At 37.7% G+C, this 20,529-nt stretch carries 11 protein-coding genes; 1 reads left to right on the top strand and 10 read right to left on the bottom strand.

Going from position 1 to position 20,529, the window contains the following annotated elements:
• Nucleotide 1 precedes the first annotated feature (1 nt).
• From EYS08_RS09920 to EYS08_RS09885, 8 genes are all read right to left on the bottom strand, one after another.
• The gene (locus EYS08_RS09920; RefSeq protein ID WP_131029884.1) at nt 2-1,657 is read right to left on the bottom strand and encodes a pectate lyase family protein; all 1,656 of its coding nucleotides are present in this window, start codon (nt 1,655-1,657) and stop codon (nt 2-4) included.
• Between the two features lie 392 nt (nt 1,658-2,049).
• The gene (locus EYS08_RS09915) at nt 2,050-3,879 is read right to left on the bottom strand and encodes a RagB/SusD family nutrient uptake outer membrane protein (RefSeq protein WP_131029883.1); all 1,830 of its coding nucleotides are present in this window, start codon (nt 3,877-3,879) and stop codon (nt 2,050-2,052) included.
• A 98-nt stretch (nt 3,880-3,977) separates the two neighbouring features.
• Complete coding sequence (locus EYS08_RS09910; RefSeq protein WP_131029882.1) at nt 3,978-7,232, bottom strand: SusC/RagA family TonB-linked outer membrane protein; 3,255 nt, start codon at nt 7,230-7,232, stop codon at nt 3,978-3,980.
• Nucleotides 7,233-7,884: 652 nt separating this feature from the next.
• Nucleotides 7,885-8,871 carry a hypothetical protein gene (locus tag EYS08_RS09905; RefSeq protein WP_131029881.1) on the bottom strand — a complete coding sequence of 329 codons (987 nt, stop codon included), beginning with the start codon at nt 8,869-8,871 and terminating at the stop codon, nt 7,885-7,887.
• A gap of 47 nt (nt 8,872-8,918) precedes the next feature.
• A complete protein-coding gene (locus EYS08_RS09900) occupies nt 8,919-10,811 on the bottom strand; it encodes a RagB/SusD family nutrient uptake outer membrane protein (protein ID WP_131029880.1) in 1,893 nt (630 codons plus the stop codon).
• An 11-nt stretch (nt 10,812-10,822) separates the two neighbouring features.
• Nucleotides 10,823-13,978, bottom strand: a complete 3,156-nt coding sequence (locus EYS08_RS09895; RefSeq protein WP_131029879.1) for a SusC/RagA family TonB-linked outer membrane protein — start codon at nt 13,976-13,978, stop codon at nt 10,823-10,825.
• Between the two features lie 504 nt (nt 13,979-14,482).
• The gene (locus EYS08_RS09890; protein WP_131029878.1) at nt 14,483-15,145 is read right to left on the bottom strand and encodes a DUF3826 domain-containing protein; all 663 of its coding nucleotides are present in this window, start codon (nt 15,143-15,145) and stop codon (nt 14,483-14,485) included.
• Nucleotides 15,146-15,155: 10 nt separating this feature from the next.
• Nucleotides 15,156-16,790: a fucose isomerase gene (locus EYS08_RS09885; protein ID WP_131029877.1), complete on the bottom strand. Its 1,635-nt coding sequence runs from the start codon at nt 16,788-16,790 to the stop codon at nt 15,156-15,158.
• A gap of 224 nt (nt 16,791-17,014) precedes the next feature.
• On the opposite strand from EYS08_RS09885, the gene EYS08_RS09880 reads away from it, so the two are divergent.
• Nucleotides 17,015-17,884, top strand: a complete 870-nt coding sequence (locus tag EYS08_RS09880) for an AraC family transcriptional regulator (protein ID WP_057935132.1) — start codon at nt 17,015-17,017, stop codon at nt 17,882-17,884.
• Nucleotides 17,885-17,947: 63 nt separating this feature from the next.
• Here EYS08_RS09880 and EYS08_RS09875 read toward each other — a convergent pair whose 3' ends face one another.
• Both EYS08_RS09875 and EYS08_RS09870 read right to left on the bottom strand, forming a co-directional pair.
• Nucleotides 17,948-18,880, bottom strand: coding sequence for a dihydrodipicolinate synthase family protein (locus EYS08_RS09875; RefSeq protein ID WP_131029876.1), 933 nt, complete (start codon nt 18,878-18,880; stop codon nt 17,948-17,950).
• 57 nt (nt 18,881-18,937) lie between these two features.
• The gene (locus EYS08_RS09870; RefSeq protein WP_131029875.1) at nt 18,938-20,506 is read right to left on the bottom strand and encodes a sodium:solute symporter; all 1,569 of its coding nucleotides are present in this window, start codon (nt 20,504-20,506) and stop codon (nt 18,938-18,940) included.
• Between the last annotated feature and the right edge of the window lie 23 nt (nt 20,507-20,529).

Genomic DNA, 20,529 nt, shown 5'->3' with positions numbered 1-20,529 from the left:
ATTAGTTAGGCTTAACAATTGAGACCGGAACAACACTATTTAAATATACTTCGATGTTCGCATAACCACTTTTTGTAATTTTAGCAGCATCAGATGCATCCTTAGGGTTTAAACCATTTTTAAGCTCGTAAGCATCAGGCATGCCATCATCATCACTGTCTTTATATGGTGTGCCTTTATATTCTGGGTAACCTCCAACCTGAGAAACTTCTGTAATGATGCCTTGCTTGTAAGAATCGCCAGGCAACCTGCGGTGTTCGAATTGAAAAGCAGATGGTTTAGCATCAGGATGTACTTCGATTTTACCTGTGGCAACCTGTTTAATTACACGTGTATCAACCGGATCTCTTTTTGGTAAAGTGGCACCAGCATTTGCCAATACATATTCTTTAGCTTTTAAAGTAGGGATAATGCTAATCTTAGGCATTGGAAACGGGTTCTTAGCTTTCATTGCAGCAAAATATTTACTTGCTTCATCGAAAGACATTAAATTTCCTTTTTTATCTTCTAATTGAACACCTCCATCCCAGTTATTTCTGGTTACTTTTTCATTACCGTCGATGATATTTCCAGCAACATAAGCCCTACCAAAAACAACATAAGGTAATTTACTGCGGCCAGATTCTGGTTTTAAAATGCGGTAACTGATCGGATCTTTTAGTTCTGTAACCGGACCTGGTTTGTAAAAGTTGTTGATGATATTGTATTGTGCGGTATAATCTCCTCCATCTGTAGAGCGGTTGTTCCAGTTAAAAACCACGTTATTGGCGAAGTTAAATATGCCGTTCCAGCCGATTGATGGGTTACGGGCGCCATTATCAGCCCAAAGGTTACGAACAAAGGCACAGTTTTCTCCGCCTAAGGTACTACCGAAAGCATGGTTCCAATAATCTAATGCCTCAGAGAAAATAGAGTTTTGTATCGTGATGTTAACCGTTCCCAATTTTTCTTCGGTTTTGCCGGTACTATCATTGTACATGTGGCGGTACATCGACATGTTTTCATCCAATCCCCAGCTTGCCGAAACGTGATCGATCATAATGTTACCTACTGGATTTCCACCAATGGCATCATCGCGACGGCCAACAAAGGTTTCCCCCCTCCTAAAACGCATAAAACGTATAATCACATCATGCGTATTTAACCAAACCGATTCGCCAGCTACGCAAACACCGTCACCGGGTGCGGTTTGACCTGCAATAGTGATATAAGGTGCACGGATAATAAGCGGGGTTTTTAATCTGATGATCCCTGAAACATTAAATACCACAATCCTTGCACCACCTTGCTCACAGGCATCGCGCAAAGAACCAGGTCCCTTATCATTTAGATTCTTAACTACAATAACCCTACCGCCGTGGCCACCAAAGCTATAGGCACCACCGCCTTCTGCACCCGGAAAAGCCAATAAATCTGATTGTGGTAAGTCAGTTGGTCTACCCGCCCAAGGAATATATGGCTTGCCTTGAGCTGCCTCTTTTGCAATAATAGGCTTTGCTTTCTCCCAGGCAATATCAGATTGGTGATAGGCTTCTTTCATCATCGAATCGGATGATTTTTTAATATTGGCAGGAATATTTGGATATTGGGCAAACGTATAATTTGCGGAGAGTATTAATGCTGTTGTTAGCAACAGATTTAAAATGTTCTTTTTCATTTGTGTTGTTAGTTGGGAAGAGAAAGAAATTACGAAATATTTTTAATTAGCAGAAAAATCTAATCGCTGATATTCAAAATCGTGGCTCATTTCTTTGTCTATCCTTGTAAATAATTTTGGTTAGAAAGTATATTATCTTTCAAATTTGCATGCAAAAAGCAGCTGTTTAATGTATAATTTTGGCTATCTATTGTATCATCTTATCAATTAACAAAAATGCCTGTAACAAATTAAATTCATTCTCGCAGCCATGTTACAAGATAGGAATAAAATTCATATATAAATGTAACATTCTTAAATAAAAAAAAAGGAAACAAATTAATGTTCCCTTTTTCAAACCAAACATAAAAAAACCAAAGCGGTGAGCAAACCGCTCCGAAGATCTTCTGTAATTACTTTAATGGATCGAATGCTCCACCCCAGGTGTTGTTTTGCTGGAGATTGATATTGTTTTGAATCGATGCGGTTGGTATGCCAAAGAAGTATACGCCAGCTTGATAAGCAATATCATAAGTATCGAGAGTTTTTGTTGTAACTGTAAAATTGGTGGTATAAAAAGCATCCAAATTGATTGCAGCAGCTGCATCTCTTGTGCCTAATATATAATCAGTACCTGTCCCCGTATTTTTTAGTGCAATGTTAATTGCCAGCCTTCTTTTACCGTTTAAGGTTGTTTCCAGTAATTTTCTTCTTCTTAAATCCCAGAAGCGTTTTCCCTCAAAAGCAAGTTCAATTCTTCTTTCTCGCATAATTGCAGTTACCAGTTGAGCGCCGCTCATTCCGGCGGTTAAACCATAAAGCCCATCAGTTCCAGCCTCAATACCTGCACGTTTTCTAATCGCGATGAGGTTGGCATAAGCCTCCTGGCTCTGTCCGGTATTACCAATCTCAGCTGCACATTCGGCTAAATTCAACAATACTTCAGCGTAACGGATTTCGATCCAATCGGTACCTGCATACATAAAATTGCTTGTTGTTAAAGCCGGATCAATGGCTTTTCTTAAGTAAAAACCGCTGGATGTTGCCTGCGATTCTGTACTAAGCGTGGTCGATCCTTTTGTATAATTATAAGTCCATAAACGATAGTTGGGATTGGCATTTAATGGCCAATTAGCTCCATTATAAGCTATTGTCTGATCAAACCTCGGATCGCGGTCTTTGTAAAAAGTAGCCAAGCTGTATGGATATTTGGTAGAAGTGCCTGCATCTTTACCATCTTTCATCGGGAAAGCCAAGGCCATATCGTATGTTGGTAAATTAGAACCACCCGAAGTCCCAATGTACCTTGGTACAGTTGCATTAGGATAGGTGTTATTGTTTTGAGCCAAATCGGTTGTAGCCATATTATATTGGGTAGTTAAAACTGCCTCAGGGTTACGAGGGGTACTTCCTCCATTGCTTCCCTCCGTTGTCCACATGGTAACATCAAATTTTGAATATAAACCAAAACCATTGGCTGAAAGATTTTCAACCGCTAAAACATTGGCATCATAAGCTGCTTTCCATCTTGTTTGATCGTTTGTAGGATTAAACTCCGGACTTGCCCAATACATCAATACCTTGCCTTTGTAAGCTAATGCTGCGCCTTTAGTAATGCGGCCATAATCTGCATTACTCGGCCATTTGGTTGGCAGATATTTTATGCAGGTATCTAAATCTTTAGCAATTTGCGCAAAAGTTTCGGAAGTACTACTTCTTGGTAATAACGCAGCTTTTTTCGCCTCTTCGCCTACCGCATCCAATGGGGTAAGTACAATAGGCACACCCCCATAAAGCTTAACCAGTTCGAAATACCTAAATGCCCGCCAGAATGTGGCTTGTGCATTAAAACGCTTTTTTGTTCCTGGTGCAAGGGTACCATTATTAATGTCTCTAATGAACATATTAATAGACCTGATTTTTACATAATTACCAGCAGTATTCAAATTCCCCAGATCGGTAACAGATTCGATGGTCGCTGTGCCTTTTACAAATACGTTATCTCCGTATTGCTCATCAGACAATGAATTTACCGAACTGCTTAAACCGCCTACATTACCAAACCATGATGGCTGATTTTGGCCATAAATATAATTCATGCTTAAGGTTGCAGTAACGGAATCATTATAAATTTGTTCAGCAACAAAGTTGCCCAAATCTTGCTTTTCCAATACTTTTTTACAATTGCTGAATAGCATTGTAAGTGAGGCAGAAATTGTGATTAATATGATTAATTTTTTCATCAGAATATAGTTTTTTAATGGTTATGAAGCTATAATGAGCATATTTATCAGGCTTTGTGAGCGGTATGCTCATGATGGTTTCATGATATTTCTTGTAATTATAAGCCAACATTTATACCAAAAGAAATTGTTCTTAATGTTGGATAAGTACCAACCGGAGAAAGAAAATCTCTATAGTTATCTGGAAATGGATTAATGAACTGAACTGGGTTAGTAGCCTGTGCAAATAACCTAATGCTATTTATACCTACCCTCTGTGTTAATTTAGCTGGGATTGAATAACTTAAATTCGCATTTGTAATTCCCAATTGAGTGGCTGATACCAACCAGAAATCACTTTCTTCGAATGCACTGGTAAAATAAGGGTTAGGGTAAGCAGCACTGGTGTTTGTTTTGGTCCAATGATCGGCCCAATACGCTGCCCTATTTCCATAAACTGATGCACTTGTTCCGCTCGGTTTTAAGCCACCAATGCTGGTGTAACCTCCCCACGCCAAACCTCCAACTACGTTAAGACTAAGGCCTTTATAACCCACATTAAAGTTTAAACCCAAATAATTATGGTTAGTTTGACGGTTAGTAACATATTGTTTATCAGCAACAGTAATTACACCATCGCCATTTACATCTTCGTAATTAATCATGCCTGGCTGCAAAATGTTATCTAATATTTTAACTTTTTTAGGGTCATTTCCTACAGATGATCCATTTATACGTTGCGCAATAATGGCATTAGCCTCATCTTGTGTCCTGATAATACCTAAAGATTTGTATCCAAAATAACCAGGATCGTTTGATTGGCCGGTTAAGTCTTCAAGCGTACCGATTTTTCCCGATGCCAAATCATACCTGATATATTTATTATCATTCCAGGTGTAGAATGGAGAGAAACTATAGCTTAAATTTTCACCAATTTTATCTTTCCATGTTAAACTAAGCTCGTAGCCAAAAGTGTTTACAATACCAAAGTTTTCTGTCGGAACCGCTGCGCCGATAACAGCTGGTACAGAAGAAGATAGCGTGGTTAACATATCGTAATTATGGCTCCAGAAATATTCTGCTGTTGCGGTAAGTCTATTTTTCAAGAAAGCCATGTCTACCCCATAATTGGTTTTTAACGAGTGATCCCAAACAACATTCTCATTCGGAATAGCAATATTTGTTTTAACACCGATGGTTCTATCGCCATTATTAAAAACCGCTCCACCGTTATTACCTGTACCCACGTTGTAAGATACCAGGTATTGATAAGGTTTGGTATTATCTGTACCTGTTAAACCTACTGAAACCCTAAACTTTAGAAAATCCATGAATTTAACATGATCTTTAAAGAATTTCTCTTGTGATGCTACCCATCCGGCAGAAGCCGCCGGGAAATTACCCCAGTTGCGACCTGGAGCAAACCTGGAACTGCCATCTCTACGATAAACCAATTGTAAAAGATATTTATTATCGTAATCGTAATTTATACGCGAAATAAGCGATTGGAAACCAAACTGATTAACCAAACCTACCTGATTTGAACTTTGTGTACCAACTGCAAATGTTTGGTAAGGTAATGCACCGGTAACCAAACCTTCAACCATAGCCGATACCCCTTCCTGATCTGATTCTCTTTGCTCTAACAAAGCTGTTGCAGATATACTGTGTTTACCAAAAGTACGGTCGTAAGTAAAACCACCATTTAACTGATAAGATTCGCTGAATATCGGGTTCAAACGTATTCTATCACCATTTCTAATAGAGGAAACCGATAATAAAGCACCACCTGGGATATGGCTGTTTAAACCTAAACCGGCATATTTGTAATAGTTAAATGTAGTACCAAATTGCTTTCCATTGCTGGCATTTATATTTTTATTTGCTGTAAACGTAGCTGTTAAGCCTTTTACGCCTGGTATTTGATAGGTTATTTTACCTAACATATTCATTACGTAAGCTTTAGTACTGGTAAAATTATCTGTATTCTGTATTAAGAAAAAGTTTACATTCTCTAAACCACCACCAGCATTTGTGCCCAGTAATACCGGGTTACCATTAATAAAATACTCAGACCAAGGGTTAACATTCTGCAGGGTTGCCACATCATTATCTAAACTCTCACTGGTACCGTTCAGTTTGTAAAAGTAACTTTTCGACTGACTAACATCGGTACTAATTGATGCAGAAACGGTTAATCCCTTGCCTAATTTAGCATCGATACTTGCTCTTAAGCCATATTTGCTAGAGTTAACACCTTTAAAGTTCGAATTCTGGGTAATATAATCGCCACCTACAAAATAAGTAACCTTATCAGTACCACCACTTATATTTAATGTCTGGCGATACATATTCGAAGTTTGAAATGCAGATTTTAACCAGTTGTTGTTATGGCTTTCAAAATATTCCAATTCATCTGGTGTATACCATAAAGGTTCTTTGGTGGTTGTAACACCATCCACAACTTTAAATCCATCGGCAGGGTTTATATAGGAATTTTTTCTTTCCACACCAGCTGTAACCTGCTGATAAACGTTTGCATCTAGATAATCATTTACAAAATTACCAAGCTGTAAACCACTCATCATGTTGGGCAGTTTAGTGGCATCAGAAAAACCAACCGACGAGCTGAAATTAATTTTTGGCGCACCGGTTTTACCTCTTTTAGTACGTACTATAATTACTCCGTTTGCACCAGAAACCCCAAAAATTGCTGCTTCAGCATCTTTTAGTACAGAAACGCTTTCTACCACATTCTGATCTAAGAGATCGAAATCGGCCTGTGTTCTGATAATATCATCAATTACAAATATCGGGTTTGTACCCTGCCCACCGTCTTTGGCAAATGCAACGGGATTTCGGATGGTAATCGTTGTTCCCTGCCCTGGTCTTTGTGTGCCACCAGAAATGTTAAGGTTGGGTGCCGTTCCTCTTAAGGCTGCACTTAAAGTTAACGCTGGTACATCTTCTACCTTTTTAATATCGGCTGTTGATACTGAACCTGTTAAAGTAACTTTTTTTTGTGTACCATAACCTACAACCACAACATCATCTAAATTTTGGTTATCAGAAACCAGTTTTACATTGATTGTTGTTTGTGTGCCTACTGGGATGGTTTGTCGGGCATAGCCGATGTATGAAAACACAAGCACATCGCTGTTTGATTTTACCTGTATGGTGTAAATCCCATCTGAGTTTGTACTCACATTGCTTGGAACACCTTTTAGACTTACGTTTACTCCAGGAATTCCTCGTCCATCTGCCTGATCTACAACTTTACCCGTAATCTTTCGGTCCTGAGCAAAAAGAATTGTGCTTGCCAATAGCATAAAAAGCAAGGACAAAGAAATTTTGCGTAACAATTTTAAGTTCATCTTATTATTTGGTTAGTTTTTAATTCTATTGTTGAGGACTTGCACATCCTTAATCAAAGATCTTATTGCGCTAAATTTTAAACTTTATGTATGGAGAGGCTTAATGAATTAGTTTTTTTCTGTTAAATATTATTTTATCTGGCGCTATAAACTGAAGCAGGGCTGAAAAGCTTTCCAGAAAAAAAATGAAAATGTTATGCGGTGATTTGGCTCATTATTTTATTTAATTTCGATAATTATTTTGGTTAGAAAGTATATTATATTTCAAAATTGCACGTAAAAAATCTCTATTTTATGTATAATTTTCTCCAGCTATTGTACTATATTATCATTCAATAAAAATCCTTCCAGCAAATTAAATTGATTACAATAACTGATATACAAGGTAGATATTAAATTCATATATAAATATAATATTTAAATAAAAAGTATTTGAATTTTGAGTTTCAGCCTGTTTTAAACTTAAAAACGTTATTAAAACGCTTATTTTAAAGTTTTGGTAAAAGAATATTTACAAACGAAAAAGGGGCAAAATAAATGCCCCTTTGAATTTTGATCTTAAAAATTGCGAGTTAAATAAAAAAAAGGAAGCAATCGCTGCTCCCTTTTTTCAAACCAAATATATGGCGGTACTAGCCGCCGAGAAAGGCATTTATCGTTGAATTTTTACACTGACATTAATAAATGGTCTTTTCTGTAAATCGGAAGTAACTGCATTTATATATAACATACCGTATTTGCCTTCCGGAGTAAGAAAAAACACCGCATTACCTGCCGCCAAACCGTTAGCTGGAGCGGTTTGAGTAGTTTCGTTAAAAGTAATTGCCCTCGCTTTAGCCAAAGTCTCTATAGAAGAGCCCGAAATTGCGGTAGTCAGAAATGCATTGGCTTGTCCGGTAACTGGCTGACTAAATTTAGTGGTTCTTTTAGGACTAAAGCCGCTAATATCATAAACTGTTAATGGATTAGTAGCAACACTTGGGGAGAATAAATTAACGACCCAAGTTGGTGTTTGAGCTGTTGAATTGGAACCAGGTTTTCTATATATACCAAAATCTATCTTTGCAGCATTAGCTGATGCATTTGTGTAACTAAAACTTGTAGCATCATTAAGTGAGAAAAAGCTTGGTAAAGATTTTGCAACGGTATCTGGTAAATAAATATCTCTATTGGCATAAATCATAAAACTTGGATTTACGTCAACTGTTACTTTTTTGTATCCATCACCAATGAATACCCCCTTTTCATTCAATGCACAGATACGATAGCTTTGTTTACCATCACGAAGCGCAGCTGCAGGAAAAGCGGTATTTGGAAGTTTAATAATTGCTGAAAAACTTCTGCGTTTGGTAGGATCTGAAATTGCGATCGTATACCGTGTAGCCTGAGCTGTACCTGCAGAAACCTCAAATACATAAGAGTACATATCTTCTTTAGCAGAGTTTATGGTAAAATCAATCCATACTTCTTCTTTGTCGTTAATTACTTTATAATCGGTAACACAACGGGGATCGCTATTGTTGTAGGTTACGGTAACATCTTCGAACATGTTAAATATGTTCGCTGATTCTTTTTTACAAGAAGCGAAAAGAATCAAGCATAACCCGATGAGTAACTTATTAATATATCTAGTTTTCATTATTTTAATTTTTAGTCAGATCAACTGAAACATTTATGCTTTAAATACTAATCAAGTGGGTCAAACGTACCACCAGCCCATCCAATTGTTGGAAGGATTTTGTTACCGAAACTCACAAAATCATTATGGAAGGTATAGAAGTAATGAAACTCTGGTACGTTATATGGTAAATACGTTGTGTTTGTTATTACAACATTTTTAAAATACTTGGTATAAGTTGCTTTATCATTAATGTTTAAAGTTTCTCTGAACAATGTTGTACCTCCAGGAACTGTTGGATCTTCTAATACTTTTTTATCTTTCTGGTCTGATCCGGATGGAGGATTTACCAACTGGACTTCCAGTTTAGACATATTCCCAGTTAGTAAGTGCATAGTGCGAGATCTTCTCAAATCTGCATTGCGTTTATTTTCGAAAGCGAATTCAATTTGTCTTTCACCAAGGATTAAATTACGCAATTGTGGCGTGCTTCCTGCCAACGCTAGTCCGTAATCAGAATCACCTGCTACTACTCCTGCTCTTTGACGAATTTGTCTCACTAAATCTTTTGCACCTGCGATATTTCCTGTTTCGTTCATACAATCAGCATAATTCAACATTACCTCTGCAAATCTAAGTTCGATCCAATCCATGCCACTTCCGCCACCAACAGAACTACTGTAAGTAGAAGCGCTTGCGGTTAATGTAGGCGTAGAAAAACGCTTTACATATACAGCTACTCCACTGCTCTCTCCAACTGCAAGATTGTAAGTCCACTGTTTTCTATTTGCGTTTCCACTCAATGGATACACCGATCCGTTTGTAGCAAAAGTAGCTTCAAATCTTGGATCTCTATTTTGCCAGAACATGGTTGCATCATACGGAAAAGCCGTAGATGTATTAAAAGGCTTACCATCTCTCATTGGATAGGCATTCAACATTTTTGTAGTAGGTACAAAATAAGTATTTGGAAAGCCAGTACTTCCACCTTCTGAGGCTGGCCTAACACGCACTTCGGTATTATTTCCTCTATTAGGTACTGTATTTGAATAGGTTCTTACCAGGATTGCCTCAGTGTTTCCACTTTCTACACGGAAAATGTCTAAATAATTTGGCATTAACTTTTTTCCGGCCGAAACACACATGTCATAAGCTTCCTTGTTGGCAGTTAAAGCGTCAGCCCATCTCGAAGCCTGATAAGGATGTTTTGCATCATTTGTTGGATTAAATTGAGGACTTGCCCAATACAATAACACTTTTGCTTTTAAACATGTGGCAATCAATTTAGTGATTTTACCTCTTCCGTCGGCATCACCTGGATTAAAGCCTTCTAAAAGGATTATTGCGTTATTTAAATCACTTAATATTGCCGCAAAACACTCTTTAGCCGGCCTTCTACCTTCATCGTAAATACTATCACCACCTTGCGGCGTTAATGGAAGCGGAACACCACCATAAACTTTAACCAACTCGAAATAGGTTATCGCCCTAAGTGCATAATATTGCCCCAGCAATTCATTTTTTTTAGGGGTAAGCATTGTACTGTTAGGAAGATTGGCAATGGCATCATTACATCTGGCAATGTCCCAATATTTATTCTGACCTGGGTTACCGCCATAGGTATTACCGGTATACCTGACATCGTTATTTCCCAACACACCTTGTAGTCCAAGTGTAGCTTTTGCGTTTGCATCACCATCAGGAAAATAGTTCTCATCACTTGCATAGTGAACACCATAACGATCAGGAGTTAGCTGCAATGGAAATTGATACATAGCTACATCATACACCCTGTTAAGATGTAATTGTACAGAGCCCTCATTATCCCATATCGCCTGATCGATACCGCCTGTATCTGGTAATAAGAAAAACTCATCTTTATTTACACATGCTGGTAAACATGCGGCAATAGTTAAAATAACTGCTGCCCTTTTTATATTGTTTTTTATGTAATTAATCATTGCTCTAAAAATTATAAGTTAACACTCAATCCTAAAGATATCGTTCTCAACATTGGATAATCCCATGCACTTGAAGTATAAGGATCTTTATAAGGCAGAGGATTTACAATAGTCCAAAGATTATTTCCTGTTAGTAGAATACGGGCACCGCCAATTCCTAATTTATTTGCGAAAGCAGTAGGTGCTTTATAGCTTAAAGTCATGGTATTGATACGGATCATCGTTCCATCAACAGCCCAAAAATCAGAGTTTATTCCTAATGATGGATCATCAAACCTTGGATATTTACCATTCATTGGATTTTCTAATGTCCAGCGATCTGTCCAGATATCCAGCGTATTTCTGGTTTTTGAAGGAGCTGTTCTCGCCCGGCTATCGTAGAAAATTTTACCACCAAATCGTGCATTGATATTAGTGTTTAAACTGAAGTTTTTATAAGTTAAATTCAACGAGATACCAGAAGAAAAAAATGCATTGGTATTGTTATATAAAGGCGCTAAATCGCTATCAGAGATTACACCATCGGCATTGGTGTCTTCATAATACAACCACCCGGCTTGTGGAATTTTATCATAAATTCTGTAGTTTGGATATTTTGCCATCCAGGCATCAACTTCGCCCTGAGTTCTGAACATGCCCAGGTTAGTTAAACCGTAATTGCTGGTATTGTACTTGCGTGGATCAGTACCGAACAATTGTAAGTTAGGGAATGTATTATTAATTAAGTTCCCAGCTGTATAAAGAATTCTGTCTGTAACGGAGTTACCATAAGAGAAGTTCATGCTCGCACTAAGATTCCAATCTGTTGCAAGCTTCGCTTTGTACCCAATACTGAACTCAGAACCCCAGTTATAATGTTGCCTGTAATTTAACACTGGTGCCTGCGTGCCAAAATATTGTGGGTATTGATTATTTGCACCCAATTCGAAACCATCATAAGTATAGTTTTGGAACGCCTCAATACTAATATCAAGCTTGTTGTTAAACATTGAAGTTTCTAAACCAACGTTGATTGTTCTTTTCTTTTCCCAGGTAATATCAGGATTAGCCAAACGTGAACGGTTTAAACTGTTTGAATTGGCATTTCCAAAGATGTATCCATTGGTTACATCAATCTGGAATCTATCTTGCCATAAACGAACCCCAACCCTGTCATCACCAGTAATACCAACATTTGCTTTTAATTTTAAGAAATTGATAAAACTAAGTGCATTGCTGTTTTTAAAGAAATTTTCCTGACTCACTACCCATCCAATCCCAATATTTGGCGAGACACCCCAACGGTTCCCTAATGCAAAGTTAGACGATGCGTCGATACGGGCAATACCTTCAAGAAGATATTTCTTATCAAAATCATAACTAAAACGAGCAAAACCAGAACGTTTAGAAACTGCTGTTCTATCTAGGTTTGATGCCACTAATGTGTTGATGTCATAAGCCCAAAACTGGTCTACCCCTGGGATTAGCTGATTTGTATAACGAACAGTTGAATTTTGTGTATTACCTTCACTTTGCTCCGCACCAGCTAAAATACCAAAAGTGTGTTTTCCAATAGTTTTATTGTATTGAAGCGTTAGAAAAAACTGGTAGCTATTATTATCACTTAGGCCAGGCGTGAAACTTGAATTCGTTGCACTCGTTGGTTGAAAAGTAGGTGCGGTAGCCGTTGGTAATTGATTGGTAAATAATTCTTGGTTGTTCCCTCTTTTCACAAAGTTGTACAGCGTAAAAGGTGCTACATATTGCGTGTTTTTTGATGACCCACTTGATTGCGAAACTTGTCCACGAATGACAAGCCCTTTCAAAAAGGTTGGTTCGTAAGTTAATGAGGCATTGATACGGTATGATTTATTTGAACCGTTATTATAATAACCAGACTCAGAAATGGCCAACGGATTAATATTACTAGAGTTAACTCCGTTAACGTTATAGTTCACATATTTACCGTCTATACTAATTGGAACCCATCTTGGAATTGTGATAAGTCTTTCAAAAAAGGGCGCATCATTATCCTGGGTATTATGGTGTAGTTCTTTAGTGCCATAATCAACATTAAAATTCACATCAGCTTTTAAGCCGTTCGCTACTGTTGCAACCACGCCGCTTCTGAATGAATACTTATTAAACTTCATCCCTGCATAGTTTCCATTTTCACCCTGGTAACTTCCTCCTGCAAAAAAGGTAATTTTATCACTCCCACCAGAAATACCGATATTATGTCTTTGTGTGGTAGCCGCTTGCCAAACTTCATCGTACCAGCTTTTATAATCCAACGTTTTGATATATTCCAAATCTTCTGGAGCAAAGTAGTCTGATGCAGCAGCACCTTGAGAACGGAACGTATCATTTAATAATAATGCATGATCATATCCAGATAACATCTTTGGCACCTTAATCGCGTCAGAAATGCCTAGATAACCATTGTAAGTGATACTTGGTTTACCTATTCTTCCTTTTTTTGTAGTAACCAAAATAACACCTTTAGCACCAGCAGCACCATAAATTGCAGCAGAAGCATCTTTTAAAAATGTTAAATTTTCAATCATAGAGGCATCGATATTATCGAAAGCTTCTCTGGTAACGGTAATATTATCTACAACATAAAGTGGTTCATCTGTGGTACCAGCCGCGGCAGTGGTAGTAGTAGAATTTCTAATATTTAAAGTAATTGGCGAACCTGGTCTGCCTGATGATTGACTCACGCCGACACCAGCAATTCTATTTCTCAATGCGCCTGCTAAGTTAGGTGCAGGAACATCTTGAATTTCAGCACCACTAATAGTTGCTACAGCACCAAGAATTTCTGATTTTTTCTTGGTTCCGTAACCAATAACCACCACATCATCTAATGCTGTATTGTCTTCTACAAAGTTTACGGTGATGTTCGTTTTTCCAGCTAAAGGAACAATTTGACGAGCGTAGCCGATGAATGAAAATACCAGGGCGTCAGTGGCCGGATCGGCAATCAGTGCAAATTCTCCTTTATCGTTGGTGCTTACATTATTGGTTTTACCACGTATCCCAACAGTTACACCGGGAACGGGCTGCCCATCTTTTTTGTCGACCACTTTACCGGTGATCTGCTTTTGTTGGGCAAAAACAGCGGTACATGTGATTAGCATGAGCACTAAAACCCATGAGGTTTTTCGTAAAAATTTTGAGTTCATATTTGTTATTTGGTTAGTTTTTTTTACTAATTCATCTAATTGATATCGGCTAAACTTTGGGTTTAATCAATTTCTCTTAGCATAATAAACCTGCAATTGCTTTATACAGTTTATTCAATAGTGTTTCCGGTTAAGGATGGGTTTGTTTGTTATTCTCTTTTTACAGCTTGCTAGTTAGGCAAAAGAATTAGACAGCGTTATTTTAAAAATCTATCTAACATTAATTGTCTTTGTAACGGCTCATATTTCTGTTTTTGGATTAAATAATTATTGGTTAGAAAGTATATTTTAACTTTGCAATAGTGAAATAAAATCCATTTTTTAGACTAAATATAAAGGATTACTATATAATCTTATCAAGACAAAAGCAACCTTCTCGCTATAAGCTATTTAGTGATTTAATTCACACTACAATATAAGTATAAATTCATATATAAATGAAATATTCTTGAATAAAAAAGTTAAAAAAATATTGGAGTGTTTAAACACGCTCCATTAGCACCCCTAGTTTGTTTTTGCTTTTGCTTTTCTACGCTTCTCCCACGCTATTCCTTCCTTTTTTAAATCATATCCGGCAGCCGATAGGTAATTATTTATTCTGCCTTTATATTTTCCAAACCAGGCATGTTTTTTATCTGACGATTCTGCATCCATAGCATGCTCTCTTGCTTCTGTTAACCAGATCAGGATTTGTTTTTTTTGATCTTCGGTTAAAGTTAAAATTTGTTCCTGATACGCCTTGTAAGTAATCGGCAGTACATTGTAGGTCATGCCATTTTTAACCAGCTCAACCTGTTCATTGGTAAGTTGCGCAGAAAGTTTGCTGATGTATTTTTTATGCAGTTTAACTAATGATGCTTCTACCATACGGCTATCTTTAGCAAGAGCCGAATCGCGCGCCACTTTATTGTCTTTGTTTTTTTCTTTAATTGCTTTAACACGAATGTCGCGTGCGGCATAGATATCGTTTAAATTGCTATATTGATTTCTGATGATTATCGTTACCTTTTCTGTTTTCTTCGGATCGGTAATACCCAGGTTGGTTACGATTTTAGCTGAGCGTTCGGTAATCATTTTAGTATAAGCTTCCTTATCCGCATTGTTCTGGGCTAAAATTGCGGTAACACTAGAGAAAGTTAACAGCAAAGCTAAAATTGATGATTTCATGTCTTTATATTTAAATTGTATTTGTTTTTTTTAGATTCACATCTCCACAAAAATGCACTTTTAAGCCAAGTTCATCCATGGCAGCTGCTTTAATGCGGCAAGCTTCTTGTGCCCCCGCTTCATAATTAGTATAAACCACCTGAATGTGGTTGGCTTTATGTCTGGCCATCAACTGATCGCGGCTTACACCTTTTAAAATGGCATGCATAATTGGCCATTCGGGTGTTGTTCCGTTCCAACGTTTTTTGGTTTCTTCCTCAGGCAAAGCTACTACTTCCCCAACGCCCAAATCGCAATGTAATTCATTATCCATTACATAAACACGGCTCCAAACAATGAAACCTGGTTTACTGATGCCTTTTAACGATCCACCGCCTAAACGGAAATACATAGCTGGCTGCCTATCGCTGCTTGCTCCGGCATAACCATCAATAAAATGTGCAGGTGGCGCAGCACCAGAGATTAAAAATAGCCAAACAAAACCGTCTACGGCGTCATTTTTATAATATTCACCCCAACGGATATCGTGTAGGGTGTTTTCTCCGGTCATGCCTAATTCTTTCCAAAGATTGTAGGTTATCAGGGCATCTAAACCGGCACATTCGTCTACCTCGTTAAAATGTGGTAAAGCACGTTTTGGGTAAAGCTCTTTACCATCTACAGAAGATACCGGCGGACGGTCTTCATTATTTAATAAACCCTCTACTAAATCGCTCGCAACGGTTAAATCTTTTAATCCTTGTTGATATTGGATTCCAATAGTATCACAGCTAAAATTATCCGCAATCCTAAGAGCAGCAATGTACATTTTGCATTGTTCAAGTGTTTGCCTTTTGGTTAACTGTGTCTCCTCGTCAGTTCCCCAGTTAAAGGTCATTCCTTTTTGCAAAAGCCAGTCTAAAACGGCCTCTGCTTCGCCATTGGTAACCTGCAGCATACCTGCATATAATGCGGATTGACTTAGGCGCTCTTTAAAGAAACCGGTTTTGTGCAGCAGTTCGTCGGGAATGATAGCATTGTACATACCCATGCAGCCTTCATCAAACACGCCCATGATCACTTTTCGCTCTTTTAAGCTTTTGGCAAAAGTTCTTCCTTTCTTGTCGTCGCTTAGTGGGATCTTACTTAAGGCAAAACTTTTTACATGACTTTGATCGTAACTGACCTTGCCGGTTGTGAGCCATTCTTGCAGACCATCGGTAAAAAATTCATCCGTAAAATTTTCACTCCATAAAGTACTATAAAGTATAGCTGCCTTGGTTAAACAACCGTTCAGATTTAACATACCTACCAAACCAGGCCATTGTCCGCTCCAGTTGGCTACGGTTAATATTGGTCCGCGATGTGTGGTAAGCCCTGCAAGTACATGATGTGAGTATTGCCAAACACTTTCTGCTACTATTAAAGGCTGGTCAGGATCAATATTTCTAAAGATATCCATACCCATTCTTTGCGAATCGATAAAGCCGTGTTTTTTTGTTGAATTATAAGGATGCGCACGTTTAACTTTCCAGCCGAATTGTTCGATGGCTAAAGTTAATTTTCGCTCCATTTCGACTTGAGCAGCCCAACAATTTTGATTTGCTGAAAGCCGTAAATCGCCACTTGAAACCAGTAGAATTTCTCCTTGTTTACCCTGTCTCATAATTTATTAATAAACAAATAATTTATATAAAAATAATTTGTCAGCTTATATTTGGGTTATGCCTTTACGGCTATGTACAAAACTCAACAATGAAAAACACTATTTCCTGATAGTTTTTATCAAATTAATATAGGATGTTATCATTAAACTCGTTAACTTTAAACCGCTGCGGCATAATTTGTAGAATATTGTAATACAGTCCTAACCAAATATTTATTAGTTACATGAAACCTCATTTTCATAAAGTTCCAATTACCTTACAAAGTTCTTTTAGTATCCGCCACGATATTAAACCCGATTTTGGGAATATCTGGCACTACCATCCCGAGCTAGAATTGCATTATGTAATCAAAGGAGAGGGCGTTCGTTTTATTGGCGATAACATCAGCAATTTTGTGCCTGATGAGATGGTGCTTTTAGGGGAAAATCTGCCTCATACCTGGCGTTGTAAAGATGAGTACTTTCAAAATAACCCCGATCTTACCACTGAAGCAATGGTGATTCATTTCTTGCCCGATTGTTTGGGGAAATACATGCTTACTTTACCTGAAGCTTATCTTATCCCTAAATTGTTCGAAAAAGCAAAAAGCGGAATGGTAATTAAAGGGAAAGCTAAAGATAAACTGGTTGATTTAATGCGGGCTGCTGTGGATGCAACCAATTTAGACCGGATCATTATATTATTGTCTATCCTAAAAACATTGGCAGAAACGGATGAATTTTCGACAATTGTAACGAGCAAAAACACATTCTATCAAAGCAATGAGTCTGAAACACTCCGAATCAATAAAATCTGTAATTATACCCTGAGTAACTATAAAAAGGATATTACATTGGAAGAAGTGGCTTCATTAAGTAATTTAAGCGTAACTTCTTTCTGCAGGTATTTTAAACTCATGACGAAGAAGACTTTTTATGATTTTCTGATCGAAATTCGGGTGAGCCATGCCTGTCGTTTTTTAATTGAAAACAAGCTACCAACTGAAATGATCTGCTTTGATTGTGGTTTTAATAATGTGTCTAATTTCTACCGGCACTTTAAAAAAGTTACGGGGATGACGCCTTTAGACTATAAAAGGAAGTATTTGAATTAGATTTAAACCTATAAGGTCTGGCAAAATAGATCCTGAAACAAGTTCAGGATGACGATTGCGCCGCTATATAAAAACCTTAATATTCAAATTATTGCGAAGCAAAGTATAATCATCAAACAATGTTTCTACTTCTTTTACTATGCTTGGCGTAAACGAGCCAACATTTCTGCGGGTAAAAGTCGAGATATTAAGCCCTCGCTTTTGCAGGAAATATTTCGACACTACCGGATAAACATTATGCATTACATCCATGTTATCGATTAAAAACTGTTGTACCACCTGCACTTCATCTTTAAAAGCTTCATCATTGTAATGGTCGCAGAGCCATACAATTAATTCTGGGAAATAGTTCCCTTGAATGCAAGATAAGCCTGAAGCTCCGGCTTTTAAAGATTCCACCGCATGTACGATATATGCATCGTATAGCCCAAAAGTCTTACCTGCTGTCAGTTTCAGTTTTTCTTTAATCTGACTAAGGTCCAGGCAGGTATCTTTATGATAAATCACTCTTCCCGTAGATACAAAATCGGCTAGTTGTTGTGGTTTTAATACTCTTTTATAAGGCACCGGACATTCGTAAAAACCTAACGGAATTTTATCTGTCAGGTCTAAAAGATTGAATACTCTTTCGTTAAAAACCTCATCTGTTTCATTTTCTTCGGCAAGTAAACTGGTAATCGCAATTACAGCCTCCACTCCTGCATCGCTCACTTCCTTCACAAAATCGGCCTGGTCGGAAATGGCGCCACCAAAAGTTCCGGTGGCTACCACAGGCACGGCGCCGTTAACAACTTTAATCACATGTTTTATGGCCTGAATCCGTTCTTTGCCAGTTAATTCGAACATTTCGCTCGACAGACAATTGGCAAATAAACCTGATGATCCCGCCTGTAAATAAATCTCTGTAAGCTGTGTAAGTGCTGGGTAATCGATGTTCCCGTTGCTTAAAAAAGGCGTAAGCATTACCGGGATGAACCCTTTTTGTGAGTTTTCCATTATATTCTGATATGGTAAATTGTTCTATATAATTGCCTGATAAAACCAGAATGGCTTTTAATGGGCTGTTTTAGTTTTTCTATTTTTAATTTTCGTCAGGAAAAGTCCTGCTAAAAAAATGGTTAAAGTGCCGATCACGATAATCATGTTTTTATGTAAAGGATTTCTAAAAACTTCATATTCCGGAGGAAGAAGTGAAGAAAATGTCATCCATATAATTACGGCAATGCCGATTATTGTTGCTGTTATGGCTTCGTGGTTTTTAGTTTGCCTACTGATGATACCCAAAAGGAATAGTCCTAGCATTCCTGCCGCAAAAATGCCTGATAATTCCCACCATACATCTAAAATACTTTTTACGCCAATCATGGCAATACCAGCAATCATACCCAATAAACCAAAGCCAATGGTGGCCAAATGTAACAGTGATAAATTCTGTTTTTCGGTAATACCAGGTTTAAAATATCTTTTATAAATATCAACCGAAAATACTGTTGCCGAAGCATTCATCCCTGAACTTATGGTGCTCATTGCTGCAGATAAAATGGCAGAAACAATTAAACCAACCAAGCCGATCGGAATTTTGGTGACCATGAAATGTGGCATAATTTTATCGCCATAGTCTGATGGCTGTAATGCTTGCTGTACCTTCAATACCTCTGCTGCCGAAGTATGTAGGGGCAAACGCTCTAAAGCCACCTGATGTTTTATCGACTGTACCAGATCTGGATTGATTTCATAATAGGCATACAAGCAAGATCCTATAATAAAAAAGAGCAATGATGCTGGGATGTACAACCAAACACACAGCCAGATCGATTTCGAAGCCGCTTTACTTGATGATGCCGTATGATAACGCTGGATGTAGTTTTGGTCCATTCCGAAGTTATTCAGGTTGATAAAAAAACCATAGAGCAACACCACCCAAAACGACGATCCTACAAAATCGAGCTTAAAACTGCCCAAACTAAATTTATTGGCCGATTTCCCGATCTCTACAATCTTAGAAACTCCTCCTGGCATATTCGAAATGATTAAATACAGAATAAGCAAGGCGCCAAAAGTTTTCACTACAGCTTGTACCACTTCTGTCCATATTACCGCTTCAATTCCTCCTAAAACGGTATAAACAATGATACAAATGCCCATTACGATCATAATCATTTGCATGGAATAGCCTGTAAGTGCTTGTAAGCTCAGGGCAATTCCAAAAAATATCGATCCCATTCTGGCCAGTTGCGTTAACAAGAAACATACTACCGCATATACCCTTGCCCATGCTCCAAAACGTTTTTCTAAATGGGTATAGGCTGATATTTCGCCTGTATTCCGGTAAAAAGGAACAAAATATTTTGAAGCGATCCATGCTGCTAATGGCATCGAAATGCTGAATACAAAAGCATTCCAATTGCTACCAAAAGCCTTACCGGGCACACCTAAAAAAGTATTGCTACTTAAAAATGTTGCATAAATTGATAAACCTATCGCCCATCCGGGGATCAGGCCCGAAGCTTTTGTAAATTGCTCGGAGTTTTTATTTTTCCTCGAAAAATAAACCCCAACTAATATCATTCCAACAAGATAAATGAAGATTATTGCAAGATCGACTACAGGAAGTCCTTTCATTATTTGTTGGCTCGTTTATTAAT

The organism is Pedobacter kyonggii (assembly GCF_004310665.1).
Classification (GTDB): domain Bacteria; phylum Bacteroidota; class Bacteroidia; order Sphingobacteriales; family Sphingobacteriaceae; genus Pedobacter; species Pedobacter kyonggii.
Note: the sequence above shows the minus strand (reverse complement) of the source record. Positions and strands in the feature narration are given on the sequence as shown.